Source organism: Kitasatospora sp. NPDC002551 (genome assembly GCF_040296005.1).
Taxonomy (GTDB): domain Bacteria; phylum Actinomycetota; class Actinomycetes; order Streptomycetales; family Streptomycetaceae; genus Kitasatospora.
The window spans coordinates 18,522-37,240 of sequence record NZ_JBEOWI010000007.1; the positions used below are offsets into that span (position 1 = coordinate 18,522).

Here is an 18,719-nt window from a genome sequence, read left to right on the forward strand (position 1 = left end):
CCCGATGACCGGTTACCTGAGCGGCGGCATGAACGGCGGCGCCGCGGGCCGCTTCGTCGTCGCGAGCGACCTCGACCGCACCCTGATCTACTCCAACCGCGCCCTCGCCCTCGACGTGCCGGACCGGCTCGCGCCGCGCCTGCTCTCCGTCGAGGTGCACGACGGCAAGGCGCTCTCCTTCATGACCGAGCAGGCCGCCGCGCTGCTCGTCGAGCTCGCCGGCCAGGCCCTGCTGGTCCCCGCCACCACCCGCACCCGGGCCCAGTACGAGCGGGTCAACCTGCCCGGCCCGACGCCCGGCTGGGTCCCGCCGTACGCGATCTGCGCCAACGGCGGGCGGCTGCTCGTCGACGGCGTGCCGGACGCCGACTGGGAGGCCGAGATGGCCGCCCGGCTGGCCGGCCTGGCGGCGCCGCTGGCCGAGGTGGTCGAGCACCTGGCGCTCTGCGCGGACCCCGAGTGGACGCACAAGCGGCGGGTCGCCGACGAGCTGTTCGCCTACCTGGTGGTGGAGCGCGCCGAGCTGCCGCAGGGCTGGCTCGCGGAGCTCACCGGCTGGTGCGCGGAGCGCGGGTGGACCGTCTCGCTCCAGGGACGCAAGGTGTACGCGGTGCCGGCGCCGCTCAGCAAGAGCGCGGCGCTGGCCGAGGTCGTGCGGCGGGTCGGCGGGGCCACCGTGCTCTCCGCCGGGGACTCGCTGCTCGACGCCGACCTGCTGCGCGCCGCCGACGCCGCCTGGCGGCCCGGCCACGGCGAGCTGGCCGACACCGGGTGGACGGCGCCCGGCGTCACCGCGCTCGACGAGGTGGGCGTGGCGGCGGGCGAGGAGATCGTCCGCCGCTTCCTGGCCCGGGTCCGGGGCGAGGCCGTCGAGGCCGACCCGGCCGCCGTCACGGCGGGCTGAGCCGCCGGCTGCGCCGTTCCGGCCGTTCGCTCAGGCGCCTGTCAGCCGCAGCAGCCGCCGCCGCAGCAGCCCCCGCCGCCACCGGCCGACGGGGCCTGCTGCGGCGCGCCGCCGGCGGAGGCCGCGCCCGTGACGGCGACGGTCGACAGCAGCTTCACGGTGTCCTGGTGGCCCTGCGGGCAGACGGCGGGGTCGCCCGCCTGGGCCATCGGACGGCGGAGCTCGAAGGTGGCGCCACAGGCGCGGCAGCGGAAGTCATAACGAGGCATGTCCGCCAGCGTATCCGCGCCGCCGCCCGTTGTCCGGCCCGTTGTCCGGCCCGTTGTCCGGCCCGCTGCCCAGCCCGCTGCCCGGCCCGCTACCGCACTCCGCCGCCCAGCTCCCCGCGGATCAGCTCCACCACGTCCGCCGCCGTCTCCCGCACCGCGGCCAGCTCGGTCAGGAAGCGCCAGTAGTCCGGGTGCCGTCCGGCCGACTCCAGCTCGGCCACCGCGCGGTCCAGCCGGGCCACCGCGGCGTCCAGCGGCCCGGCGTGCCGCGGGTCCGGCGCGTGCCGCCCGGCCATCGCGAGCCGCTGGGCGTCCCGCAGGGCGAAGCGGGCCCGCTCGACCTCCTTGTTCGGGTCGATCTGCACCTCGTTCAGCTGCCGCAGCCGGTCGTTCACCGCGACCACCGAGCCGTCCGCCGTGTCCAGCAGCGCGCGCACCGTGCCCAGCGCGCCCGTGGCGTCCGCCCAGCGCTGGCCGTCCCGGGCCCGGGCGGCCTCGGCGAGCTTCTCCTCGGCGGCCCGCCGGGTCTCCGCGACCTGGACCGGCACCCGCTGGAGGTCCTGCCAGCACGAGGTCGAGAACCGCCGGCGCAACTCGCTCAGCGCCGGTTCCACCGTCCCGGCCTTGGTCTCCAGCGCCTGGATCCTGGTCCGCAGGCTGGCCACCCGGCGGTCGATCTCGCGGGCCCGCTCCGGCAGCTGCCCGGACTCCGCCGCGATCGCCTCGGCGCGCTCGCGCACCCGCTCCGCGCGCTCCAGCGTGCCGGGCACCCCGTGCTGCGCCACGCCCTCGTTCAGCCGCGCCAGCTCCGGGGCCAGCTCGGCCAGCCGCGTCGCCAGCTCGTCCGCCCGCAGCCCGGCGCCGCGCGCGGCGTCCAGCGCGTTGCTCGCGGCCAGCAGCGCCGCCCTGGCCTGCTCCACCGCCGGGGTCACCCGCATCAGCTGCTGCTCGGCCCGCTCCAGCGCCGGCTGCAGCTTGCGCAGGAAGTCGTTCAGTTCCGCGAGCGCCGAACCGAGCTGCCCCTTCACGTCGTCCAGCTGGTGCTTGGCGCGGGCCGCCGTCCCGGACTCCAGGTCCTCCGCGTCCAGGTCGTGCGCGTCGAGGGCGGTCAGGTAGTTCACGGTCACCTGGTCGACCCGGCCGGAGATCGCCTCGAAGTCCGCCACCGCCCGCCGCGCCGTCGCGCCGTCCCCGGCGGAGCGCACCGTCTCCACCGCCAGCCGCGCCTCGCGCTGGGTGGAGTCCACGTCGTAGAACGCCTGCTGCGCCGCGTCCCGCGCCGCCCGGGCGTCCGCCCGCATGCCCTCCCCGCCGCGCCGCCCCCACCAGCCCCCGCCGGCCCCGAACGACGCCGCCCCGGCGGCCCCGAGGGCACCCGCGACGACCAGCGGCAGCACCAGCGCCTCGGCCATCGCGCTCCCCGGCCACCGCCGCCCCCGCCCGCCTCCGCCGGCCACCCTCACTGCGCGCTCCCTGGTTCCCGACCACTGATCCACGGCCCATTCTTCCCGATCACCCCGCCCGACCGGCACCCCACCCGCCCCACCCCCGACCACCCTGCACCACACCACCCCACGGACCAGGTACCCTAAGCATTCGTCGTGCGCCCGAACCGGGCCCACCACACCCCCGGGGCGCGTAGCTCAGCGGTAGAGCGCTGCTCTTACAAAGCAGATGTCGGCGGTTCGAAACCGTCCGCGCCCACAGACACGAAGGGCCAGTTTGGAGGCAGGATCCTCCCGAACTGGCCCTTCATCGTTCCCGGGGTCCTACTCCTCCCGTGCCACCACCGTGCCAGAAGCCTCCGGCGCCGGGAACCGCTGGACCAGCCAGGCCTCGACTGCCTCCTTTGAGGCGTAGCCGTGCTCCCGGAGCAGGTCGACGATGTCCCGCCCGCTGATCAGCACGACGGGATGCTGGTCGTCCCGAATCTCCTCCTGCATCTGGCGGTGGAAGTACGACGTGGTGACGAGCACACCGAAGTTGCGGTGGCGCAGGCGTGAGATCAGTCGGCTGCCTTCCTTGACGCCTACGGAGTGGCTGGGGGAGTAGCACTTGGCTTCGAGAGCGAAGTCGATGGCTATCCGGTCGGTGGGCGGGCCCAGGTGGTACTGGCCGACTGCATCGCGCCCGCCGTCGCTGGTGCGGCGGGTCACCTCCACCTGCCCGGTCGCTGGCGCAAGCAGCCGCCACAGCTCGACCGCGCATGCTTCGAAGTCGTGCTCGCGGCCTCGGAAGTGCTCGCGGACTGCCTCCAGGACGGCCTGGGACGCGGGGTCGCCCGGCAGCTGCTCGGCTTGCGTGCGGATGACCGTTGTCGCCGGGGCGGTGAGCGGTACGAAAGCGCGGGCCTCGACCCAGGTCCGCCAGACATCGGGGCATCCGCCGTCCAGCGGGTCGCCGCCGCCGAGGACGTGCTGGATCCAGCCTCGGGGAATGACGGCCTGGTCCAGGACGGTGAAGCGGGACCGGTAGTTCTGGAAGCGTCGGCCGCTGGTTGTTCGCCAGATAGCGGCAAGTTCGTCATCAGAGGTAAGCGCCGGGCCGCCCGGTGCGACCAGCCCGCGAAACCGTACGGAGCGGCCACTGGAGCCAGCCTTCTCGAAGAGTAGGAACGGTGGGATCAGGCGCCGCTCCGCGGGCCCTGCATGGGAGGCCTCGAAGGTGTCCCGCAGCAAGTGGTTCCCGCCCCGCGGGGTTTCGTGCAGCTCGTGGCCGGGAGTCCGGTTGTCCCCGTAGTAGGTGAAGGCGCCGGTCTGAGCGTCGAGCGTGTCCGGCCAGTCGGGCTGGCGTCCGGTCGTGTAGAGGACGGCCAGGCGTACGGTCTGCTTCCACGGTGAGCCAGCCATGCGGAAGCCGCCTTGGTTGCCTACACCAGGGATCAGCCGATTGATGGGGTCGTCCGAGCTGTTACCTCTCGTGCCGCCCGGATAGAAGGCGTCGAGCTGGAGGTCGACGCTGCCCAGTTCCTCGAAGGCTGCGGCGGGCTGCTCGATCTGCGGTGACGGTGTGCTGGGCGCGGGCACGTGCTCGGGCTCGTTTCTGCTCGGCGGGCAGTACATCTGTGCGAACAGGGAGTCTCTCGCGTGCGTGATCAAGCGCTGACACCGGGGCAGTTTTCGCGGGAGAGGAGGCGCGAGTGAGGCCGGTCCGGGAGATCGGACCGGCCTCATTGCCTGCCGCGGCTACTGACTGGCTTCCGGGGGCTGTTCGTCGCCCTGGAGTGCCTTCCGGACGGCTGCACCCATGCGGTCGGCGATGGCCCGGTCCCGGTCGCTGGTCATGTGCTGGTAGATCAGCGCGGCCCGAGTGCTGCTGTGGCCCATCCTGGTCATGAGCTCACGGGTGCTGGCGCCGTTCTGCGAGGCGAGCGTGTTGCCGGTGTGGCGGAGGTCGTGGAAGTGGGCATCCTCACTCACCCCGGCCGCGGTGCGGGCTCGGATCCAGTCGTCCCGGAAGTTGCTCCGGCGGAGCTTGCCGCCCCGGGGGCCGATGAAGAGATGGCCGTCCGGACCGGGGCCGGCGTACCGGTCCAGGTGGTGGGCCAGGTCGTCGATGATCTCGGCGGGGAAGGCCACCGGTCGGAAGCCCGCGCGGCTCTTCGGAGCCTTGTCGTACAGCCGCCCGCTGTTCAGCTCCGCCTGGTTGCGCTGCACCCGGACGAGCCGGTTCGCCAGGTCGACGTCCCGCCGACGGAGCGCGGCCAGCTCGCCGAAGCGGAGCGTGGTGAAGGCGGTCAGCAGGACCAGGGCCCGCCAGCGCGGTCCGATCGTCGCGGCGACGGCGAACACCTCGGTCACAGAGAGAATGGGACGCTCCGGCACGTCGTAGGTGTCGGCTCCCTTGATCCGGCACGGGTTGCGCTGGATCAGCTCGTCGTCGAGGGCGGTGTTCATGATGGCCCGCAGTAGTTGGTAGGCCTTGACCACCGAGGGCTCGCCGACCCCGCCCTCCAGCAGCGCGGACCGCCAGGAGCGCACCCGCGCCGGGGTGATCTCGGCGAGCGTCCGGTGGCCCAGGCCGGGCTGGATGTACTGGCGGAGCGTGATGGCGTACCGCTCGCGGGTGCTCTCCTCCAGCTTGCGGTCCCGCAGCCAGGTCGCGGCGAAGTCGCCGAGCTTGGCTTTCCCGGCGTCGGGGTCGGTCCACTTGTCGCGCTTGATGTCCGCCTCGATGAGCGTGAGCGCGATCTCGGCATCGGTCTTGGTCGGGTAGGTCTCCTCACCCTTGCGCGTCAGCCCGGTGACCGGGTCCGGGTAGCGGATCTGCCAGCGCCCGGAGGGCAACTGACGGAGCGATCCGAAGCGCCGGCGGCTTCCCTTGGCGTTGGCCATCAGGCAGCCCTCCGCAGCCGACGGGACCGGGTGACCGGCTGGACGGTGCGCTCGGCGATGTACGTGGCGAGCGCGTCCTCGGGGATGCGGACATGGCGGCCGACCTTGACGAAGGCGATCCGGCGCTCGGCGACCAGGCGGCGGGGGAAACGCTCCCCGCTGGTCTCCCAGGTGCCGAGCAGCTCGGCGGCTTCCTTGACCGTTAGCAGGCGGTTCATGCGGTGTCCCCCTCTTCCCGGGCGAGTTGGGCGCGTAGCTCCTGGCGGTCAGCGGTGTGGCGTTCGTGCAGTTCGCGGGCGACGGCGGCGGCGAGCATGGACTCGCCGGGGGTGTTGCCGGACCCGGCGTAGGTCCAGTGGGCGAGGACGAGGGTTTCGGCGTCGGCCAGGTCGTCGAGGTCCGGGAGGCCGGCGGCGAGCAACTGCTCGCGCAGTTCCTGGCGGGACTGTTCGGCGCGGTGGTCGGTGCGGGCCTGGCGGAGGGCGCCGAGGGTGGTCGAGTAGGTGGGCGACTTGGAGGAGAAGTGGCCTCGGAAGCCGAGCATGTGGGACCAGTGGGCGAGGAGGCGGTCCGGGTAGTGCGGATCGAGGTCCCAGCAGGCTTCGATCAGGCGGCGGGTGTGGGCCGGGAGGTCGTGGCGGTCGAGTTCGTGGCGCTCCAGGATCCGGCGGTCCACGGAGTCGGTCGTCTCGGCGGACTTGGTGGCGTACTTGGCGACGTAGGAGGCCACGGCCTGTTCGCTGATCTCGCCGGTCGCGAAGGCGCCGATCGGGCGGACGTCGACCTGGGTGCCCCACTGGAGGACGCGGGCGGGTTGGCCCCCGGCGGTGGCGAGTGGGATGCCGGCGCGGCGGGCGGCAGCGCGGATCGAGGCGTTGAGCAGGGCGAGGGTGGCCCAGGCGGGCGGCGGGGTGTCCGGTCCATGGGGGCCGTCGATACGGATGACGGCGTGGAAGTGGACGGCGCCGCGCCGCTGGTACTCGGCGACCTTGCCGAAGGAGATCTTCGCCCGTGCCTTGAAGTCCTGTTGGGTGAGCCCGGACAGCTTGGCCATGGTGCGGAACAGGTAGATCGTGAAGCGCCGCCACAGGTCCGGGGCGTGGTTGTTCCAGAGCACTGCGTGGGCGTAGTCGTAGGTGTCGGGGTCGAGCGGGGTGCCCAGGAGCGGCGACCCGGCGGGGTGGGCGGTGCCGCAGCGGCAGGCCCCGGAGTTCGGGCGGTTGTGGACCGGGCCGAAGGACGGGGCGGTGAGGGTGGCGAAGACGCGGGGGTGCGAGCGGACGGTGGCCGGCACCCCCTTGGCCTGGTCCCCGGCGAGCCCGGCGCGGATCAGGTGGAAGGTGTCGGCGGCGTAGGTGCGGGCGCAGGACGGGCAGCGGGAGGCGCGGCGGTTGCCACAGGCGACCTTGAGCCGGTGGCCGGGCTCGTGCTCGGTCGAGTACCGGTGCCAGACGGCACCGGTCGGGCCGTGGGTGAGGGTGCGGAAGCCCTGGAGGTGGATGGGGTTGGCGCAGCCTCCGGTGCGGCGGATCTGCTCGGTCAACTGGGGCAGGTCGCCCCGGGCGGCGAGCCTGGCGAGGTCTGCCAGAGCGAGCCGGTCCGGGACGACCTGGGTGGTGATGGGCAAGCGGGTCACCTCAGAGCTGAGCCGCGGCGGCGGTGCGGCGGGTGACGGTGCTGGTGCCCTCGCAGGTGCGGCAGGCGGTGTGGAGGGTGGCGCGGGTGCCGTCCGGAAGGCGGCTGCCGGTGGCGACGGCGGCTCGGGCGAAGCCGTTGCAGGCGGGGCAGATCCGAGCGGTCCGGGCCGGGGCGTGGTGGTGCTGGGGCATGATGGTGCTCTCCTTCTGGGCTTCGGTTCGGGAAGGTTGCGGCTCCGGGGCGGCGGGATGCTTGGCGGCTTTTGCCGCCCCGGAGCCGGTCTGTCAGTGCTGGGTCGTACGGTGCGGGCGTGCGGTCGGCATCCGGGGAATCCAGCTGTGCAGAGCAGCCGTACTCCCCGGCTTTGTCAGGGGGCGGCCCAGGTAGCGCCTGGGACCTAACCGACGGCCGGGCCAGGTCGAGGGCCAAGAGCGGCTCCCGTCAGCGCCGGCCGCACATCTAACGTCGGCGTGCGCTGCGGCCGTTGGGCTTGCGGGTATACATGTCGCGGTCGGCGGCGGACAGCGCTTCGGTGAGCAGGAGTGCGGCCGGGTGCGAGGCGCCGACGGAGGCCCCGACCGGGAGCAGGGCGCCGGCGTACGGGACCGGTTCGTGCAGCGCGGCGCGCAGGTCGTCCAGCCGGTGGGCGGAGTCGAGGACGACGGCGGCGAACTCGTCCCCGCCGAGGCGGGCGGCCAGGCCGTGGGAGCCGCACCAGCGGGTGAGCCGGTCGGCGGTCGCGGCGAGGACGGCGTCCCCGGCGGCGTGGCCGTGGGTGTCGTTGACGGCCTTGAAGTCGTCCAGGTCGACCAGCAGGACGGTCACGTGCTCGGGGTGCGAGCGGATCAGCCGTTCGGCGCGGGCGGTGAAGCCGTCGCGGGTGAGCAGGCCGGTCAGCGGGTCGCGGCGGGCGTGGGCGAGTCGGCGGTGGAGCCAGGTGCCGTGCGCGCCCCAGCCGACGAGCGGAGCGGCAGCGGCCACCAGCGAGGCGAGGGCGGCACTCACGGCCGGCCCCAGCGGCGGGTGGGGCGCTCGGGCTGGGCGGTGTGGGCGGCGGCCAGCGTCGAAGCCTGGCGGTAGGCGGCCTGGTAGTGCGGGAGGCTGCCCGTCAGGGCGCTGGTGGGGTCGGCGGTGATCTCGCCGATCTTGCGGGCGAGCCCGTCGGCGCGGTGCTGCTCTTCGGCGGCGAACGCCTCGGAGGGCTGCTGCTGTCGGTGGTTCCTGAACCGGGACACGGTGGTTCTCCTTCAGGACGGTCGGGCTGGTGGGGGTTGCGGCTCCGGGGCGGTGGGATGCTTGGCGGCTTTTCCGCCCCGGAGCCGGTCACGGTCGGGGATCAGCGGTGGTACTGGTCGTTGTGCTCGTCGCGGATGCGCTCGGCGTTCTCGCGGGTGTTGAAGGGCTCGGTCATCCGGTGGCTGTCGCAGCGGGTCTCGTAGAGGTCCTGGCCGTGGCGGCGGATGTCGAGGGTGTGGCCGGTCTTGTGCTGGGGCAGGACCTCGGCCTTGCGGCGGTAGAACTTCACGGTCGGTCTCCTCGGGGCTGGTGGAGCCGGGCTGTCCGGTTCCCCGCATCGCCCACGGGTTGTGGGCGGTACGGGCAGCCGTCAGAAGCCGAGGGACTGCGCGCGGGCGGCGGCGCGGTCGAGCAGGAGGTGGACGTCCGCCTGGCGGGTGGTGGGGCGGTCGTTGTACTCGTCCGGGGAGTTCACCGGACGGCCCGTGGCGTGGAGGACTTCCATGACCTGCACCCGGGCGGTGGTGACGGTGGCCGGGGTGCCGTAGCCGTGGAGCAGGACGGCGGTCTGGGCGCCGAGGAGGCAGACCCGGCCGGCGGAGTCCCACATGGCGCCCTGGAGCCAGCCGAAGGCGGAGATGTAGCGGGAGGCGAGCCGGAGGTGGTCGGCCACGGTCACCGGCACCGGGCGGGTAGGTCGGTGGACGAGGCGGTCCAGCAGGGTCGGGCGGGGCACGGGGAAGCCGAAGTGCCAGGGCTGGAGCGTGGAGCCGAGCGGGCACACGTACGGGACGGTCGGCGTTGCGGTGGTTGCCAGTTGGGCGAGGTAGCGCTCGATCTCGGCGACCAGGGCGATGCCCTCGGGGGTGAGCGCGAGGGAGCGCGGCAGCAGGAGCGCGGTGCTCACGGCTTGCCCCGCTGGGTGTCGTTGACGACCTGGACACCGGTGCGGGCGGTGCCGTCGATCAGCGGGGCGACGAAGGTGTCGGCGAGGTAGAAGCCGAAGAGGCCGATCAGGACGGCGACCCAGAGCCGGACGCCGAGGAAGCGGATGGCGGCCCAGGCGGCGATGCCGAGGACGAGGACCAGGGGCAGGGTGACGGACATGGCGGGGCTCCTGTCAGCGGACGGTGCAGCGGTGTGTGCGGGCGGCGATCTCGGCGGCGGCGCGCGAGTCGTACGTGGCGGAGAAGCCGCAGCGCGGCGCGGTGCAGACGGCGCTGTGCCTCTCCCGGCCGCGGCCGTCGTAGAAGGTGGCAACGTGGACCGGGCCGATGCGGATCACGTTGCGGGGGCGGATCGGGCGGGGCATTCGTGCCTCCTGTCGGATCAGGCGAGCTGGACGGCGATGGCAGAGGCGAGCTGAGGTGGGACACCGAGACGGGCGCCCAGGGTGTCGGTGTCGATCGGCTCGCCGGTGCGGACGCGGTGGTCGTCGGCGACCTTGCGGGCGTGGTCGACCAGCGCGGCGGGGAGAGTGGGGCTCGGCGGTGCGGGGGCCGGCACCGGTGCGGGCGGGAGGCTGGGCAGTTCCTCGGCGACCGGCAGCGGCTCAGCGACTGGTTCGGGCTCCGTCACAGCGACCGGCTGCTCGTAGACGGGCGGCGCGTCTTCGACAACGGCCGGGATGGTGGCTGGCTCCCCGCTGCTGTGGGCCAGCAGGGTGCCGCCGAAGAACGCGAGGGCGGGCCACCCGGCGACGAGGATGCGTAGCCAGGTCGGGACGTGGCCGAGGTCGAGCGGCCCGGCGGTGGCCACGTTCGCGCCGAGCGAGGCGGCCAGGGCGATGGCGAACCACGTCCAGGCGGCGCGGGCCGGTTCGCCGACGGCGCGCAGCATCCGCATCCTGCGCCACGCGGCGACGAGCAGCAGGTCGACGGAGACCGGGTAGGCCCACGCCTTCCAGCCGTGCTGCCCGGCCGCCGAGGCCAGGTCGTGCAGGTGGGCGAAGGAGAGGGCGCCGGCTATGGCGGCCTGGATCAGTACGGCGTCGGGGCGGGGCAGACGCACAGTCGGTCCCCTTCCGGGATTCGGACATGGCGGGGTAGGGACATGGCGCGGGGCGCCGATGGGGGAGTGGGGGCGCTACTCGGCGGACGGGGCCGCGGCGAAGCGCGGCGGGGCCGAGGGCATCGGCGGGACGGCCAGGACCGGCGCGACCACGGACCGGAAGCGATCGAGGCCCGCCAGCGTCGGAGTGCGGTGCGCGTTGGCGCGGCAGATCTCGGCCGCGCGGGCGAGGGACAGGTGCGGTGTGCGGATCCGGGACCAGCCGCCCGAGGAGTCCCCGGCGACCGCGACGCCCGGCATGTCCGGAGCGATCTGCGTCGCGGCCAGCACCGCCTCCGGGGAGACGTCCGCGAGGCCCATCTCAGCCGTCGGGCGGTCGTTGACCCGGTGGACCACCCGGCCCGACAGCTGGGCGCGGAGCATGGTCGCGCCCTTCCCCAGCTCAGAGCCGAAGCGCTGACCGCATGCCTCCACGAACACTCCCGCGCCCCGGCCGAGTTGGGCCAGCCGGATCAACTGGGTGACCATGTGGTCCCGCCGTTCCTCGTCCTTGCGGGTGGCGACCATGAACAGCTCTGCCACCTCGTCCACCAGGAGGACCACCGGCACCGGCCGCAGCTTCGGCGGCAGGCCCCAGATGTCCGAGGTGATCTCGTACGAAGCCACCGACCCGACGAGTCCCTGATGGTCGCGGAGCAAGTCGTAGCGGTCTTCCATCAGCTCCACCAGCGCGTCCAGCAGACCGCCGGCCGACTGCGGGTCGGTGGCCAGCGCCGACAGCCGCGGAGCGAACGGCTCCTGTTCGACACCGCGCTTGCAGTCGATCCCGACCAGCGCCACGTCCAGCCGGGCGAGTCCGCTGATCAGGTTGCGCATGTAGACGGACTTGCCGGACAGCGTGGTGCCCAGGGTGAGAGCGTGCGGCACGGCGAGGTAGTCCCGGACGAACGCCGTCCCGTCCTCCCTCATCGCCACCGGCACGACCAACTCCCCGACCGGCCGACGACGCGGCATCCGCACCCGCCGCAGCACGTCGAAGCCGGTCATCCGCAGTTCCACCACACCCGGGCGGACGACGATCACATGCACGCTGTGCACACCCCAGGCGTGCCGCAGTCGTTCCGCCGAGGCGGCGACGTCAGCCGGCTCCTGGCCCGGCGCCAGCCGGAGGCGGAGCCGCAGTCCAGTCGTGGTCGGGGTGACCCGGCGGATGCGCGGCGGGACCGGCCGGATCTCCCGGTGGCTGGTCGCCCGGGTCACCAGCACACGCAGCCGCGACGGCGGGACGGTGAGCCCGCAGGCGTCCATCGTGCTGCCGTAGGTCGCAGACAGCCGGGCCGCCGTGACCGGCAGACCGATCGCCGACCAGTACAGCCCCGGCGCCTTGACCCGAGCGACCGCGGCCCCACCCGCGACGGCGGCGACCGGCGCGGCCACCTCGGTGAGGAGCTGAACCCCCGAGGACACGGCCGTCAGCCCTGAACCGGAGCGAGCGAGGTGACCGCCGCGGCACGGAACGAGATCCCGTGCCGCTTCTGGCCGTTGAACTCGTTCTCCCAGTCCCGCGCCTTCAGCCCGGTCAGGGCGACCGGCATCCCGACGCTCAGCCCGTCCGAGATCCCCGTCTCCGGCACGGACACGGTGTAGAGGTTCGCCTCACCGTCATCGGCGATCGTCAGCCCGACGGTCATCATCCGGGCACCGGTCTCCTTGTCGACCGCGATCTCCCCGGTCTGCCGGTTCACCACCTTCGGCGCCGGCGGAACCGCGACGAACACGAACGCGGTGGACGTGTCGACCTTGAACACAGCCATGGCTGCTTCTCCTCTAGAAGAGGTGATCTCCTGCACTCATGTACAGGAGTGATGAGTAGAAGAGTGGCGCACTCCTGTATATGAGTCAACCCGCCGCGAGAAAGAATCTTGCGACGGGCTGAGGGAGTTGAACGAGCGTCAGTCGCGCGCGGCGAACCTGTAGTCCAGAACGAACTGGTCAGCGGCCATGACGGTGTCACAGACCTCGACCACACGGCCGACCGCGGTGAGGGCGTCACGAACGAGGTGGATCACCGGCGAGCCGGGGCTCAGCGCCAGCGCGGCGGTCTCGGGCTTGGTGGCGAGCCGGGCCCGCACTGTCTCGACGAACTCCGCCAGGACGTGGCCGTGCTCCTCCAGCCGGGCGTAGATCCCGCCGCCACCGGGGTTCTCCGCGAACACCTCGGGGATGTCCTTGACCACGTCCCACGGCAGGTAGGACGTCGCTTCCTCCGTCGGCACCCCGTCGCGGAAGTACCGGCGCTTACGGGCGAGCACCTGGGCGCCGACGGGCACGTCCAAGCGCTCGGCGATCTCCGGGGGAGCCTCGGTGGGCCCGACGAACAGCACGGTCACCGACGGGACGCCGCCGGACACCTCGGCCTCGGCCAGGTAGGCCGCCTTGCCGGCGTTCCTGTGGGCCCGGCGGAATCGGTCCGAGGACTTGCGCTGCACCGGCGGGCGGGAGCGCACGAAGGAGCCGCGGCCGTGGTGCGTCTCGATCAGCTGGGAGGTCCGGAGCTCCGCGATCGCCTTGCGGACGGTGCCGGAGGCGACGCCGTACCGCTGCATCAGCTCGGCCTCGCTGGGCACGGCCGCACCAGGGGCGAGCGTCCCTGATTTGATCTGGGCGGCGAGGTCGTCCGCGATCTGCAGGTACTTCGCCTTGGCCGAGGAGGCCACGTCGTCACTCGCCATAGTCCTGTAAGACTCCTATTCTCCTCTACATGAGTACCAGCCCCGCGCAAGAAGTTTCAACGCCACTCCACTCTGTGTCCGTGGCGGGGGCGGTCGTGCGCGAGGACGGCAGGGTCCTGGCGATCCGCCGCGCCGACAACGGCACCTGGGAGCCCCCGGGCGGAGTGCTGGAGCTGACGGAGACCGTCGAGGACGGCGTGCGCCGGGAGATCTTCGAGGAGACCGGCATCAAGGTGAGCGTCGAACGGCTCACCGGCGTCTACAAGAACGTGACGCGTGGGGTCGTCGCCCTGGTCTTCCGCTGCCATCCCGAAGGCGGCACTGAGCAGTTGTCCGACGAGTCGACCGCGGTCGACTGGCTCACCCCGGCCGAGGTCGAGGACCGCATGGGCGAGGTCTTCGCCGTGCGCGTGCTGGACGCCCTCCGGAGCGATGCGGTCCCGAGCATCCGGACCCACGATGGCCGGCACCTCCTGAGCGAGCAGGCTGCTGGCTGAGCCCTGGCGTGTTGGGGGTGGAGTGTGAGGGGGAGTTGTTACGACTTTCGCTACTTCATCAAGGGCGCGCATGGCGCGCCAGCGCGCGGCCCGGCCGCTCGCCGACGCTCCTGTCTTCGCCGCGCTCCGGCGGCGGCCGGCCGCGCAAGGCGTCGGACCGAAGGGGATGGGCTCGGGCTACTGCTGGTCGTGGCTGGTGACGGGCTCCTCCGCGGTTTTACCCACCTCCCTGGCTCGGGGCCCGCGTCGAGCAAGAACGGGGGGCCACTCGGCCAAATTGCGGTCAGGCCCAAAAGCCCTGACCGAGTCGCAACAGCTTACGGCCCCCCGATCATGCTCGACCCCAAACCAGGCAGGACACCGGCCAAAGCCGCTCCCCCGTCCTTTGAAGCTGGCGCACGCGCCGACCGACAACAGGGCCTCCCCAGTCAAGCTCACGTGCCCTATCTTGTGATGCATGACCAACGGTGACACGGAGAGCATGCTCTTCCAGCTTGACGAGGACGCACTGACCGCTGATGAGAAGGAAGATCTCGCAGCAGCTGAGCCCGAGGCGGAGCCGGTTAGCTATACCGGGACCGATTTTGACGTCGAAGGCTTGGTTCGGCGCCTCAAGCGAGGAGACATCGTAATTCCCACCTTTGGACATGGCGATGAATCACTGGAAGTCGCTGGATTCCAGCGCGGGTTTGTTTGGCGCCGCCCGCAGATGGACAGGTTTATCGAGTCGCTTCTGATGGGCTACCCTATTCCCGGAATCATGCTCGTCCAACAGGTTGACCGGCGCTACTTGGTTCTTGATGGCCAGCAGCGCTTGCGCACCCTTGGTGCCTTTTATTCCGGCGTCCATGCCGGTAAGGTTTTCGCTCTTGACAACGTTGCCGAGGAATTCAAGGGCCTTACCTACGAGACGCTTCTCCCGGAGCAGCGGCGGCAGCTTGATAACACCTTTATTCAGGCGACAATTGTCAAGACTGACGGCACCTCAGAATCCCTTGAAGCTATTTATCAGGTATTTGAGCGGCTCAATTCGGGTGGAACTCAACTGACGCCGCATGAGATTCGCATTGCGCTTTACCCGGGCCCGCTCGTGGACTTCCTTGAAAGTCTCAACAAGGAGGCGAACTGGCGCACGCTCTACGGGGCTAGGTCGCTTCGACTGCGAGATCAGGAGCTCATCCTACGAATCATTGCACTCTACTATAATTCCGCTAATTACTTCCGGCCCCAGAAGAAGTTCCTTAATGAGTTCCTTGGGAAGCATCGCAGCTTGGAAGGAATCGACAGGAACAAGGTAGGGGCTCTTTTCCTGGAAAGCTCCAAGCTTCTGGTGCAGGGGCCTGGAAAGTCGGCGCTCCGATTCCAGAGCTCCCAGGTTAATGCGGCGCTGGCCGAGGCGCTCTATGTGGGCCTGATGCGTCGCATTGACCAGGGCAGCCCGCCCTCGGCGGAGCAGGTGGAGCGGGCCGTGGAGCAGTTCCGGGGGCACCGCGAAACGGCAGTGACAATTTCTGGATCGACTGCAACGGAGGAGTATCTCAGGAGGCGACTTGAGCTCTCCACTCAGATCTTTTCCGAGGTTTAGACGTGACGAAAAGTTCCTCGTCATGGCCGCCGCGTAACGTTACGAATCTCCGGCAGGCCATAGAGCCACTGGCTGAGTGGGTGAAACATCCGCCCAAGGATCGAACCGACGATGAGAACATGTGGATCGTAAGGTTCTTCGTCGTTCGAGTTTGTGGCTACCTTGAGCAGGTAGTTAATGAGACTTTGAAGGCCTATATCGAGGGGAAGTCGGGTGGGCCGGTACAGCTGTTTGCCAAATCGTGGATAGAAAAGAGCAGGAACCCTTCTCCGGATAATATGCTCGAAATGATCGGGCGGCTTGGTGGGGGATTTGAGCTCGGACTTCAGGGGCTTCTGGATTCCGATGACCAGCGGATTCGCCGAGAGCTACTCTTGCTCCTTGACCGTCGCCACAAGATTGCCCATGGTTTGAACGAGGGGCTTACTGGCAGTAAGGCCATTGCGCTCTATGAGTGCGTGGTCGAGATAGTTGACTGGTTTCTTGATAACCTGAACCCTGATTCTTCTTCGCGGAATTATCGAACTTGATTGGCCGGCTTCGCTGCATGCCAAAGTCTGAGTACCCGCGCTGATCGGGCGGAACGAGGGCCGGTCAGGATGGCTCGCTGCTGGTTCTCGTGCCATAGGCGTGCCAGATCGGGCGGTACATGGCGGTCAGTTGCGGGCGTCGGCGGTGTGACGACCAGGGAACAGGCAGGCCGGGCGGGGTGCAGGTCAGAGCAGGTGCCCCACGCCAAGCCTTACAAAGCAGATGTCGGCGGTTCGAAACCGTCCGCGCCCACCTTGTGAATGACGGAACGACGGCTGCGGCCCGGGCCGGGACTTGTGTCCCGGCCCGGGCCGTTGTCGTGGGCTGGGTGGGGGTGTTCGGGAGGCGGGGTGGGGTGGGGTGTGTTTGTGTGGGCACCAACCGTTTGGGAGAGGTGATCCTCCGTGACCATGCCGCCGTTCGGTTCGAACGACCCGTTCTCCGATCTGCTCAGCCGGTTCTTCGGGATGAGCCCGCTGGCCTCCCCGCCCGCCGTGCAGCGGGTGCCGATCGGGCGACTGCTGAGCGAGTCGGCCCAGGAGTTGCTCGCCTCGGCCGCCCAGCGGGCCGCCGAGGACGGGAGCAGTGATCTCGACACCGCGCATCTGGCGTGGGCGGCCACCCGGGTGGAGCCGTCGCGGCGGATGCTGGAGCGGGCCGGGATCGATCCGGACCGGCTGGCCGGTGATCTGGCCGAGGTGCTGCCGTCCGGGGGCGGCGGGCCGGCGGAGGACGGGCGGCCCGCGCTGACGCCGGCCGCCAAGCGGGCGCTGCTGGCCGCGCACGCCCGGTCGCAGGGGGCCGGGGCCTCGTACATCGGGCCGGAGCACATCCTCGGCGCGCTGCTGGAGGAGGAACGCTCCGGTGCCGGGGCGGCGCTGCGCAACGTCGCGCCGTCCCAGGAGGCGCTGCGCACGGTGCTGGACGGGCGCGGGGTGGGCGGCGAGCGCAGCCAGGGCGGTGCGCGGCCGAGCCAGACGCCCACGCTGGACGAGTACGGGCGCGACCTCACCGAGGAGGCCCGGGCGGGGCGGCTGGACCCGGTGGTCGGCCGGGCCGAGGAGATCGAGCAGACCGTCGAGATCCTCTCCCGCCGGACCAAGAACAACCCGGTGCTGATCGGCGAGCCGGGTGTCGGCAAGACGGCGATCGTGGAGGGGCTGGCGCAGCGGATCGTCTCCGGGGACGTCCCGCAGAGCCTCAAGGAGAAGCGGGTCGTCACCCTGGACCTCACCGCCCTGGTGGCCGGATCCAAGTACCGGGGCGAGTTCGAGGAGCGGCTGAAGAGCGTGATCGACGAGGTCACGGCCGCCGAGCAGAGCGTGATCCTGTTCCTCGACGAGCTGCACACCGTGGTCGGCGCGGGCGGTGGCGGCGAGGGCTCGATGGACGCGGGCAACATCCTCAAGCCGGCGCTGGCCCGCGGCGAGCTGAGCGTGGTCGGCGCGACCACCCTGGACGAGTACCGCAAGCACGTCGAGAAGGACGCCGCGCTGGAGCGCCGCTTCCAGCCGGTGCTGGTGCCGGAGCCGACCGTCGAGGAGACGGTCGAGATCCTCCAGGGCCTGCGCGACGCCTACGAGGCGCACCACCAGGTGCGGTTCGCCGACGAGGCGCTGGACGCGGCCGCCACCCTCTCCGACCGCTACGTCAGCGACCGCTTCCTGCCGGACAAGGCGATCGACCTGCTCGACCAGGCCGGCGCCCGGGTGCGGCTGCGCAGCCTGAGCGGCTCCACGGTGGCGATGCCGGTCCAGGACCGGATCACCAAGCTGCGCCGCGAGCTGGAGGAGGCGGTGGCGGACGAGGAGTTCGTCCGGGCCGCCAACCTGAAGAGCGAACTGCGGCAGACCGAGGACGAGTTGGCCGCGATCGCGGAGTCCCGCGAGGAGGTCGTGGCGGTCACCGCGGACGACATCGCCCAGGTGCTGTCCAGCCGCACCGGCATTCCGGTCGCCGAGCTGAACGCGACCGAGCGCGAGCGGCTGCTGAAGCTGGAGGAGCACCTGCACGAGAAGGTGATCGGCCAGGACCAGGCGGTCACCGCGGTCGCCCAGGCGGTGCGGCGGGGCCGCGCCGGGATGGGCGATCCGGACCGGCCGACCGGCTCGTTCCTCTTCCTCGGCCCGACCGGCGTCGGCAAGACCGAGCTGGCGAAGGCGCTGGCCGCGCTGCTGTTCGGCGACCCGGACCGGATGATCCGCTTCGACATGAGCGAGTTCCAGGAGAAGCACACCGTCTCCCGGCTGGTCGGCTCCCCGCCCGGGTACGTCGGCTACGACGAGGCGGGCCAGCTCACCGAGGCGGTGCGCCGCAAGCCGTACAGCGTGCTGCTCTTCGACGAGGTGGAGAAGGCCCACCCGGACGTCTTCAACCTGCTGCTCCAGGTGCTGGACGACGGCCGGCTGACAGACGCGCAGGGCCGTACCGTCGACTTCCGCAACACCGTGCTGATCATGACGAGCAACATCGGCTCGCAGCGGATCCTCGACCACGCGGGCGACGTCGACGAGATCCGGGACGACCTGATGCGGGACCTGCGCGGTCGGTTCCGGCCGGAGTTCCTCAACCGGATCGACGAGGTGATCGTCTTCCACGCGCTGACCCGCAAGGACCTGCTCCAGGTGGTGGACCTGCTGCTGGACCGCTCCCGGCGCCGGCTCAGGGCCCAGGACGTGGAGCTGGAGGTGACGCAGGACGCGAAGGAGTGGCTGGTGAACCGCGGCTACCTGCCGGAGTTCGGGGCCCGGCCGCTGCGCCGGACGATCCAGCAGGAGCTGGACAACCGGATCTCCAACCTGCTGCTGGACGGCACCGTGCAGGAGGGGGACACCCTGGTCGCGGAGGTGTCGGACGGGGAGCTGACGGTGGCGCTGGCGCGTCCGGAACGCTCGGCCACCTTCGAGGAGGCCCAGGAGGAGGCCCAGGAGAAGGCGGGGGAGCAGGCCCAGGAGAAGGCCGGGGAGTAGCGGCACACGCGGCA

General features: G+C 71.2%; 22 protein-coding genes and 1 tRNA gene. 6 read left to right on the plus strand and 17 right to left on the minus strand.

Features of this window, described 5'->3' with window-relative positions:
• Window positions 1-4: 4 nt before the first annotated feature.
• Complete coding sequence (locus ABT093_RS09115; protein WP_350562012.1) at window positions 5-904, plus strand: HAD family hydrolase; 900 nt, start codon at window positions 5-7, stop codon at window positions 902-904.
• Between the two features lie 41 nt (window positions 905-945).
• On the opposite strand, the gene ABT093_RS09120 is transcribed toward ABT093_RS09115, so the two are convergent.
• Both ABT093_RS09120 and ABT093_RS09125 read right to left on the minus strand, forming a co-directional pair.
• The gene (locus ABT093_RS09120; protein ID WP_350562014.1) at window positions 946-1,173 is read right to left on the minus strand and encodes an FmdB family zinc ribbon protein; all 228 of its coding nucleotides are present in this window, start codon (window positions 1,171-1,173) and stop codon (window positions 946-948) included.
• Between the two features lie 89 nt (window positions 1,174-1,262).
• A complete protein-coding gene (locus ABT093_RS09125) occupies window positions 1,263-2,585 on the minus strand; it encodes a hypothetical protein (RefSeq protein WP_350562016.1) in 1,323 nt (440 codons plus the stop codon).
• Window positions 2,586-2,805: 220 nt separating this feature from the next.
• Here ABT093_RS09125 and ABT093_RS09130 point away from each other — a divergent pair.
• A tRNA-Val gene (locus ABT093_RS09130) sits at window positions 2,806-2,877 on the plus strand.
• A gap of 65 nt (window positions 2,878-2,942) precedes the next feature.
• Here ABT093_RS09130 and ABT093_RS09135 read toward each other — a convergent pair.
• The 15 genes from ABT093_RS09135 to ABT093_RS09205 all read right to left on the minus strand — a co-directional run bounded on the left by ABT093_RS09135 (window position 2,943) and on the right by ABT093_RS09205 (window position 13,123).
• Window positions 2,943-4,199: a restriction endonuclease gene (locus ABT093_RS09135; RefSeq protein WP_350562018.1), complete on the minus strand. Its 1,257-nt coding sequence runs from the start codon at window positions 4,197-4,199 to the stop codon at window positions 2,943-2,945.
• A gap of 159 nt (window positions 4,200-4,358) precedes the next feature.
• Complete coding sequence (locus ABT093_RS09140) at window positions 4,359-5,507, minus strand: tyrosine-type recombinase/integrase (protein WP_350562020.1); 1,149 nt, start codon at window positions 5,505-5,507, stop codon at window positions 4,359-4,361.
• A complete protein-coding gene (locus ABT093_RS09145) occupies window positions 5,507-5,725 on the minus strand; it encodes an excisionase family DNA-binding protein (protein WP_350562022.1) in 219 nt (72 codons plus the stop codon). Before ABT093_RS09145 ends, ABT093_RS09140 begins: the two co-directional genes overlap by 1 nt.
• Window positions 5,722-7,134, minus strand: coding sequence for a replication initiator protein RepSA (gene repSA / locus ABT093_RS09150; protein WP_502884183.1), 1,413 nt, complete (start codon window positions 7,132-7,134; stop codon window positions 5,722-5,724). Before repSA ends, ABT093_RS09145 begins: the two co-directional genes overlap by 4 nt.
• A 10-nt stretch (window positions 7,135-7,144) precedes the next feature.
• Complete coding sequence (locus tag ABT093_RS09155) at window positions 7,145-7,336, minus strand: hypothetical protein (protein ID WP_350562024.1); 192 nt, start codon at window positions 7,334-7,336, stop codon at window positions 7,145-7,147.
• A 268-nt stretch (window positions 7,337-7,604) separates the two neighbouring features.
• Complete coding sequence (locus ABT093_RS09160) at window positions 7,605-8,150, minus strand: GGDEF domain-containing protein (RefSeq protein ID WP_350562026.1); 546 nt, start codon at window positions 8,148-8,150, stop codon at window positions 7,605-7,607.
• Entirely contained in the window at window positions 8,147-8,380 is a 234-nt protein-coding gene (locus ABT093_RS09165) for a hypothetical protein (RefSeq protein WP_350562028.1), read from the minus strand. The genes ABT093_RS09160 and ABT093_RS09165 overlap by 4 nt, the downstream gene beginning before the upstream one ends.
• 101 nt (window positions 8,381-8,481) lie before the next feature.
• Window positions 8,482-8,670 carry a hypothetical protein gene (locus ABT093_RS09170; RefSeq protein WP_350562030.1) on the minus strand — a complete coding sequence of 63 codons (189 nt, stop codon included), beginning with the start codon at window positions 8,668-8,670 and terminating at the stop codon, window positions 8,482-8,484.
• Window positions 8,671-8,751: 81 nt separating this feature from the next.
• Window positions 8,752-9,288, minus strand: a complete 537-nt coding sequence (locus tag ABT093_RS09175; protein WP_350562032.1) for a DUF6197 family protein — start codon at window positions 9,286-9,288, stop codon at window positions 8,752-8,754.
• Entirely contained in the window at window positions 9,285-9,488 is a 204-nt protein-coding gene (locus tag ABT093_RS09180) for a hypothetical protein (protein ID WP_350562034.1), read from the minus strand. The genes ABT093_RS09175 and ABT093_RS09180 overlap by 4 nt, the downstream gene beginning before the upstream one ends.
• Before the next feature lie 13 nt (window positions 9,489-9,501).
• Window positions 9,502-9,693 carry a mobile element transfer protein gene (locus ABT093_RS09185; RefSeq protein WP_350562036.1) on the minus strand — a complete coding sequence of 64 codons (192 nt, stop codon included), beginning with the start codon at window positions 9,691-9,693 and terminating at the stop codon, window positions 9,502-9,504.
• A gap of 17 nt (window positions 9,694-9,710) precedes the next feature.
• Window positions 9,711-10,391, minus strand: a complete 681-nt coding sequence (locus ABT093_RS09190) for a DUF2637 domain-containing protein (protein WP_350562038.1) — start codon at window positions 10,389-10,391, stop codon at window positions 9,711-9,713.
• Window positions 10,392-10,466: 75 nt separating this feature from the next.
• Window positions 10,467-11,858: an FtsK/SpoIIIE domain-containing protein gene (locus tag ABT093_RS09195; protein WP_350562040.1), complete on the minus strand. Its 1,392-nt coding sequence runs from the start codon at window positions 11,856-11,858 to the stop codon at window positions 10,467-10,469.
• A gap of 5 nt (window positions 11,859-11,863) precedes the next feature.
• Entirely contained in the window at window positions 11,864-12,205 is a 342-nt protein-coding gene (locus ABT093_RS09200) for an SCO3933 family regulatory protein (RefSeq protein WP_350562452.1), read from the minus strand.
• A 138-nt stretch (window positions 12,206-12,343) separates the two neighbouring features.
• Window positions 12,344-13,123 (minus strand): GntR family transcriptional regulator, encoded by a 780-nt coding sequence (locus ABT093_RS09205; protein WP_350562042.1) that lies wholly within the window; start codon window positions 13,121-13,123, stop codon window positions 12,344-12,346.
• A gap of 17 nt (window positions 13,124-13,140) precedes the next feature.
• On the opposite strand from ABT093_RS09205, the gene ABT093_RS09210 reads away from it, so the two are divergent.
• The 4 genes from ABT093_RS09210 to ABT093_RS09225 all read left to right on the plus strand — a co-directional run bounded on the left by ABT093_RS09210 (window position 13,141) and on the right by ABT093_RS09225 (window position 18,705).
• Window positions 13,141-13,620, plus strand: coding sequence for an NUDIX hydrolase (locus tag ABT093_RS09210; RefSeq protein ID WP_350562454.1), 480 nt, complete (start codon window positions 13,141-13,143; stop codon window positions 13,618-13,620).
• A 457-nt stretch (window positions 13,621-14,077) separates the two neighbouring features.
• Window positions 14,078-15,205, plus strand: coding sequence for a GmrSD restriction endonuclease domain-containing protein (locus ABT093_RS09215; protein WP_350562044.1), 1,128 nt, complete (start codon window positions 14,078-14,080; stop codon window positions 15,203-15,205).
• Window positions 15,206-15,285: 80 nt separating this feature from the next.
• On the plus strand, window positions 15,286-15,735 hold the full coding sequence (locus ABT093_RS09220) for a HEPN domain-containing protein (protein WP_350562456.1): 450 nt from the start codon (window positions 15,286-15,288) through the stop codon (window positions 15,733-15,735).
• A gap of 411 nt (window positions 15,736-16,146) precedes the next feature.
• A complete protein-coding gene (locus ABT093_RS09225) occupies window positions 16,147-18,705 on the plus strand; it encodes an ATP-dependent Clp protease ATP-binding subunit (RefSeq protein ID WP_502884186.1) in 2,559 nt (852 codons plus the stop codon).
• Window positions 18,706-18,719 lie beyond the last annotated feature (14 nt).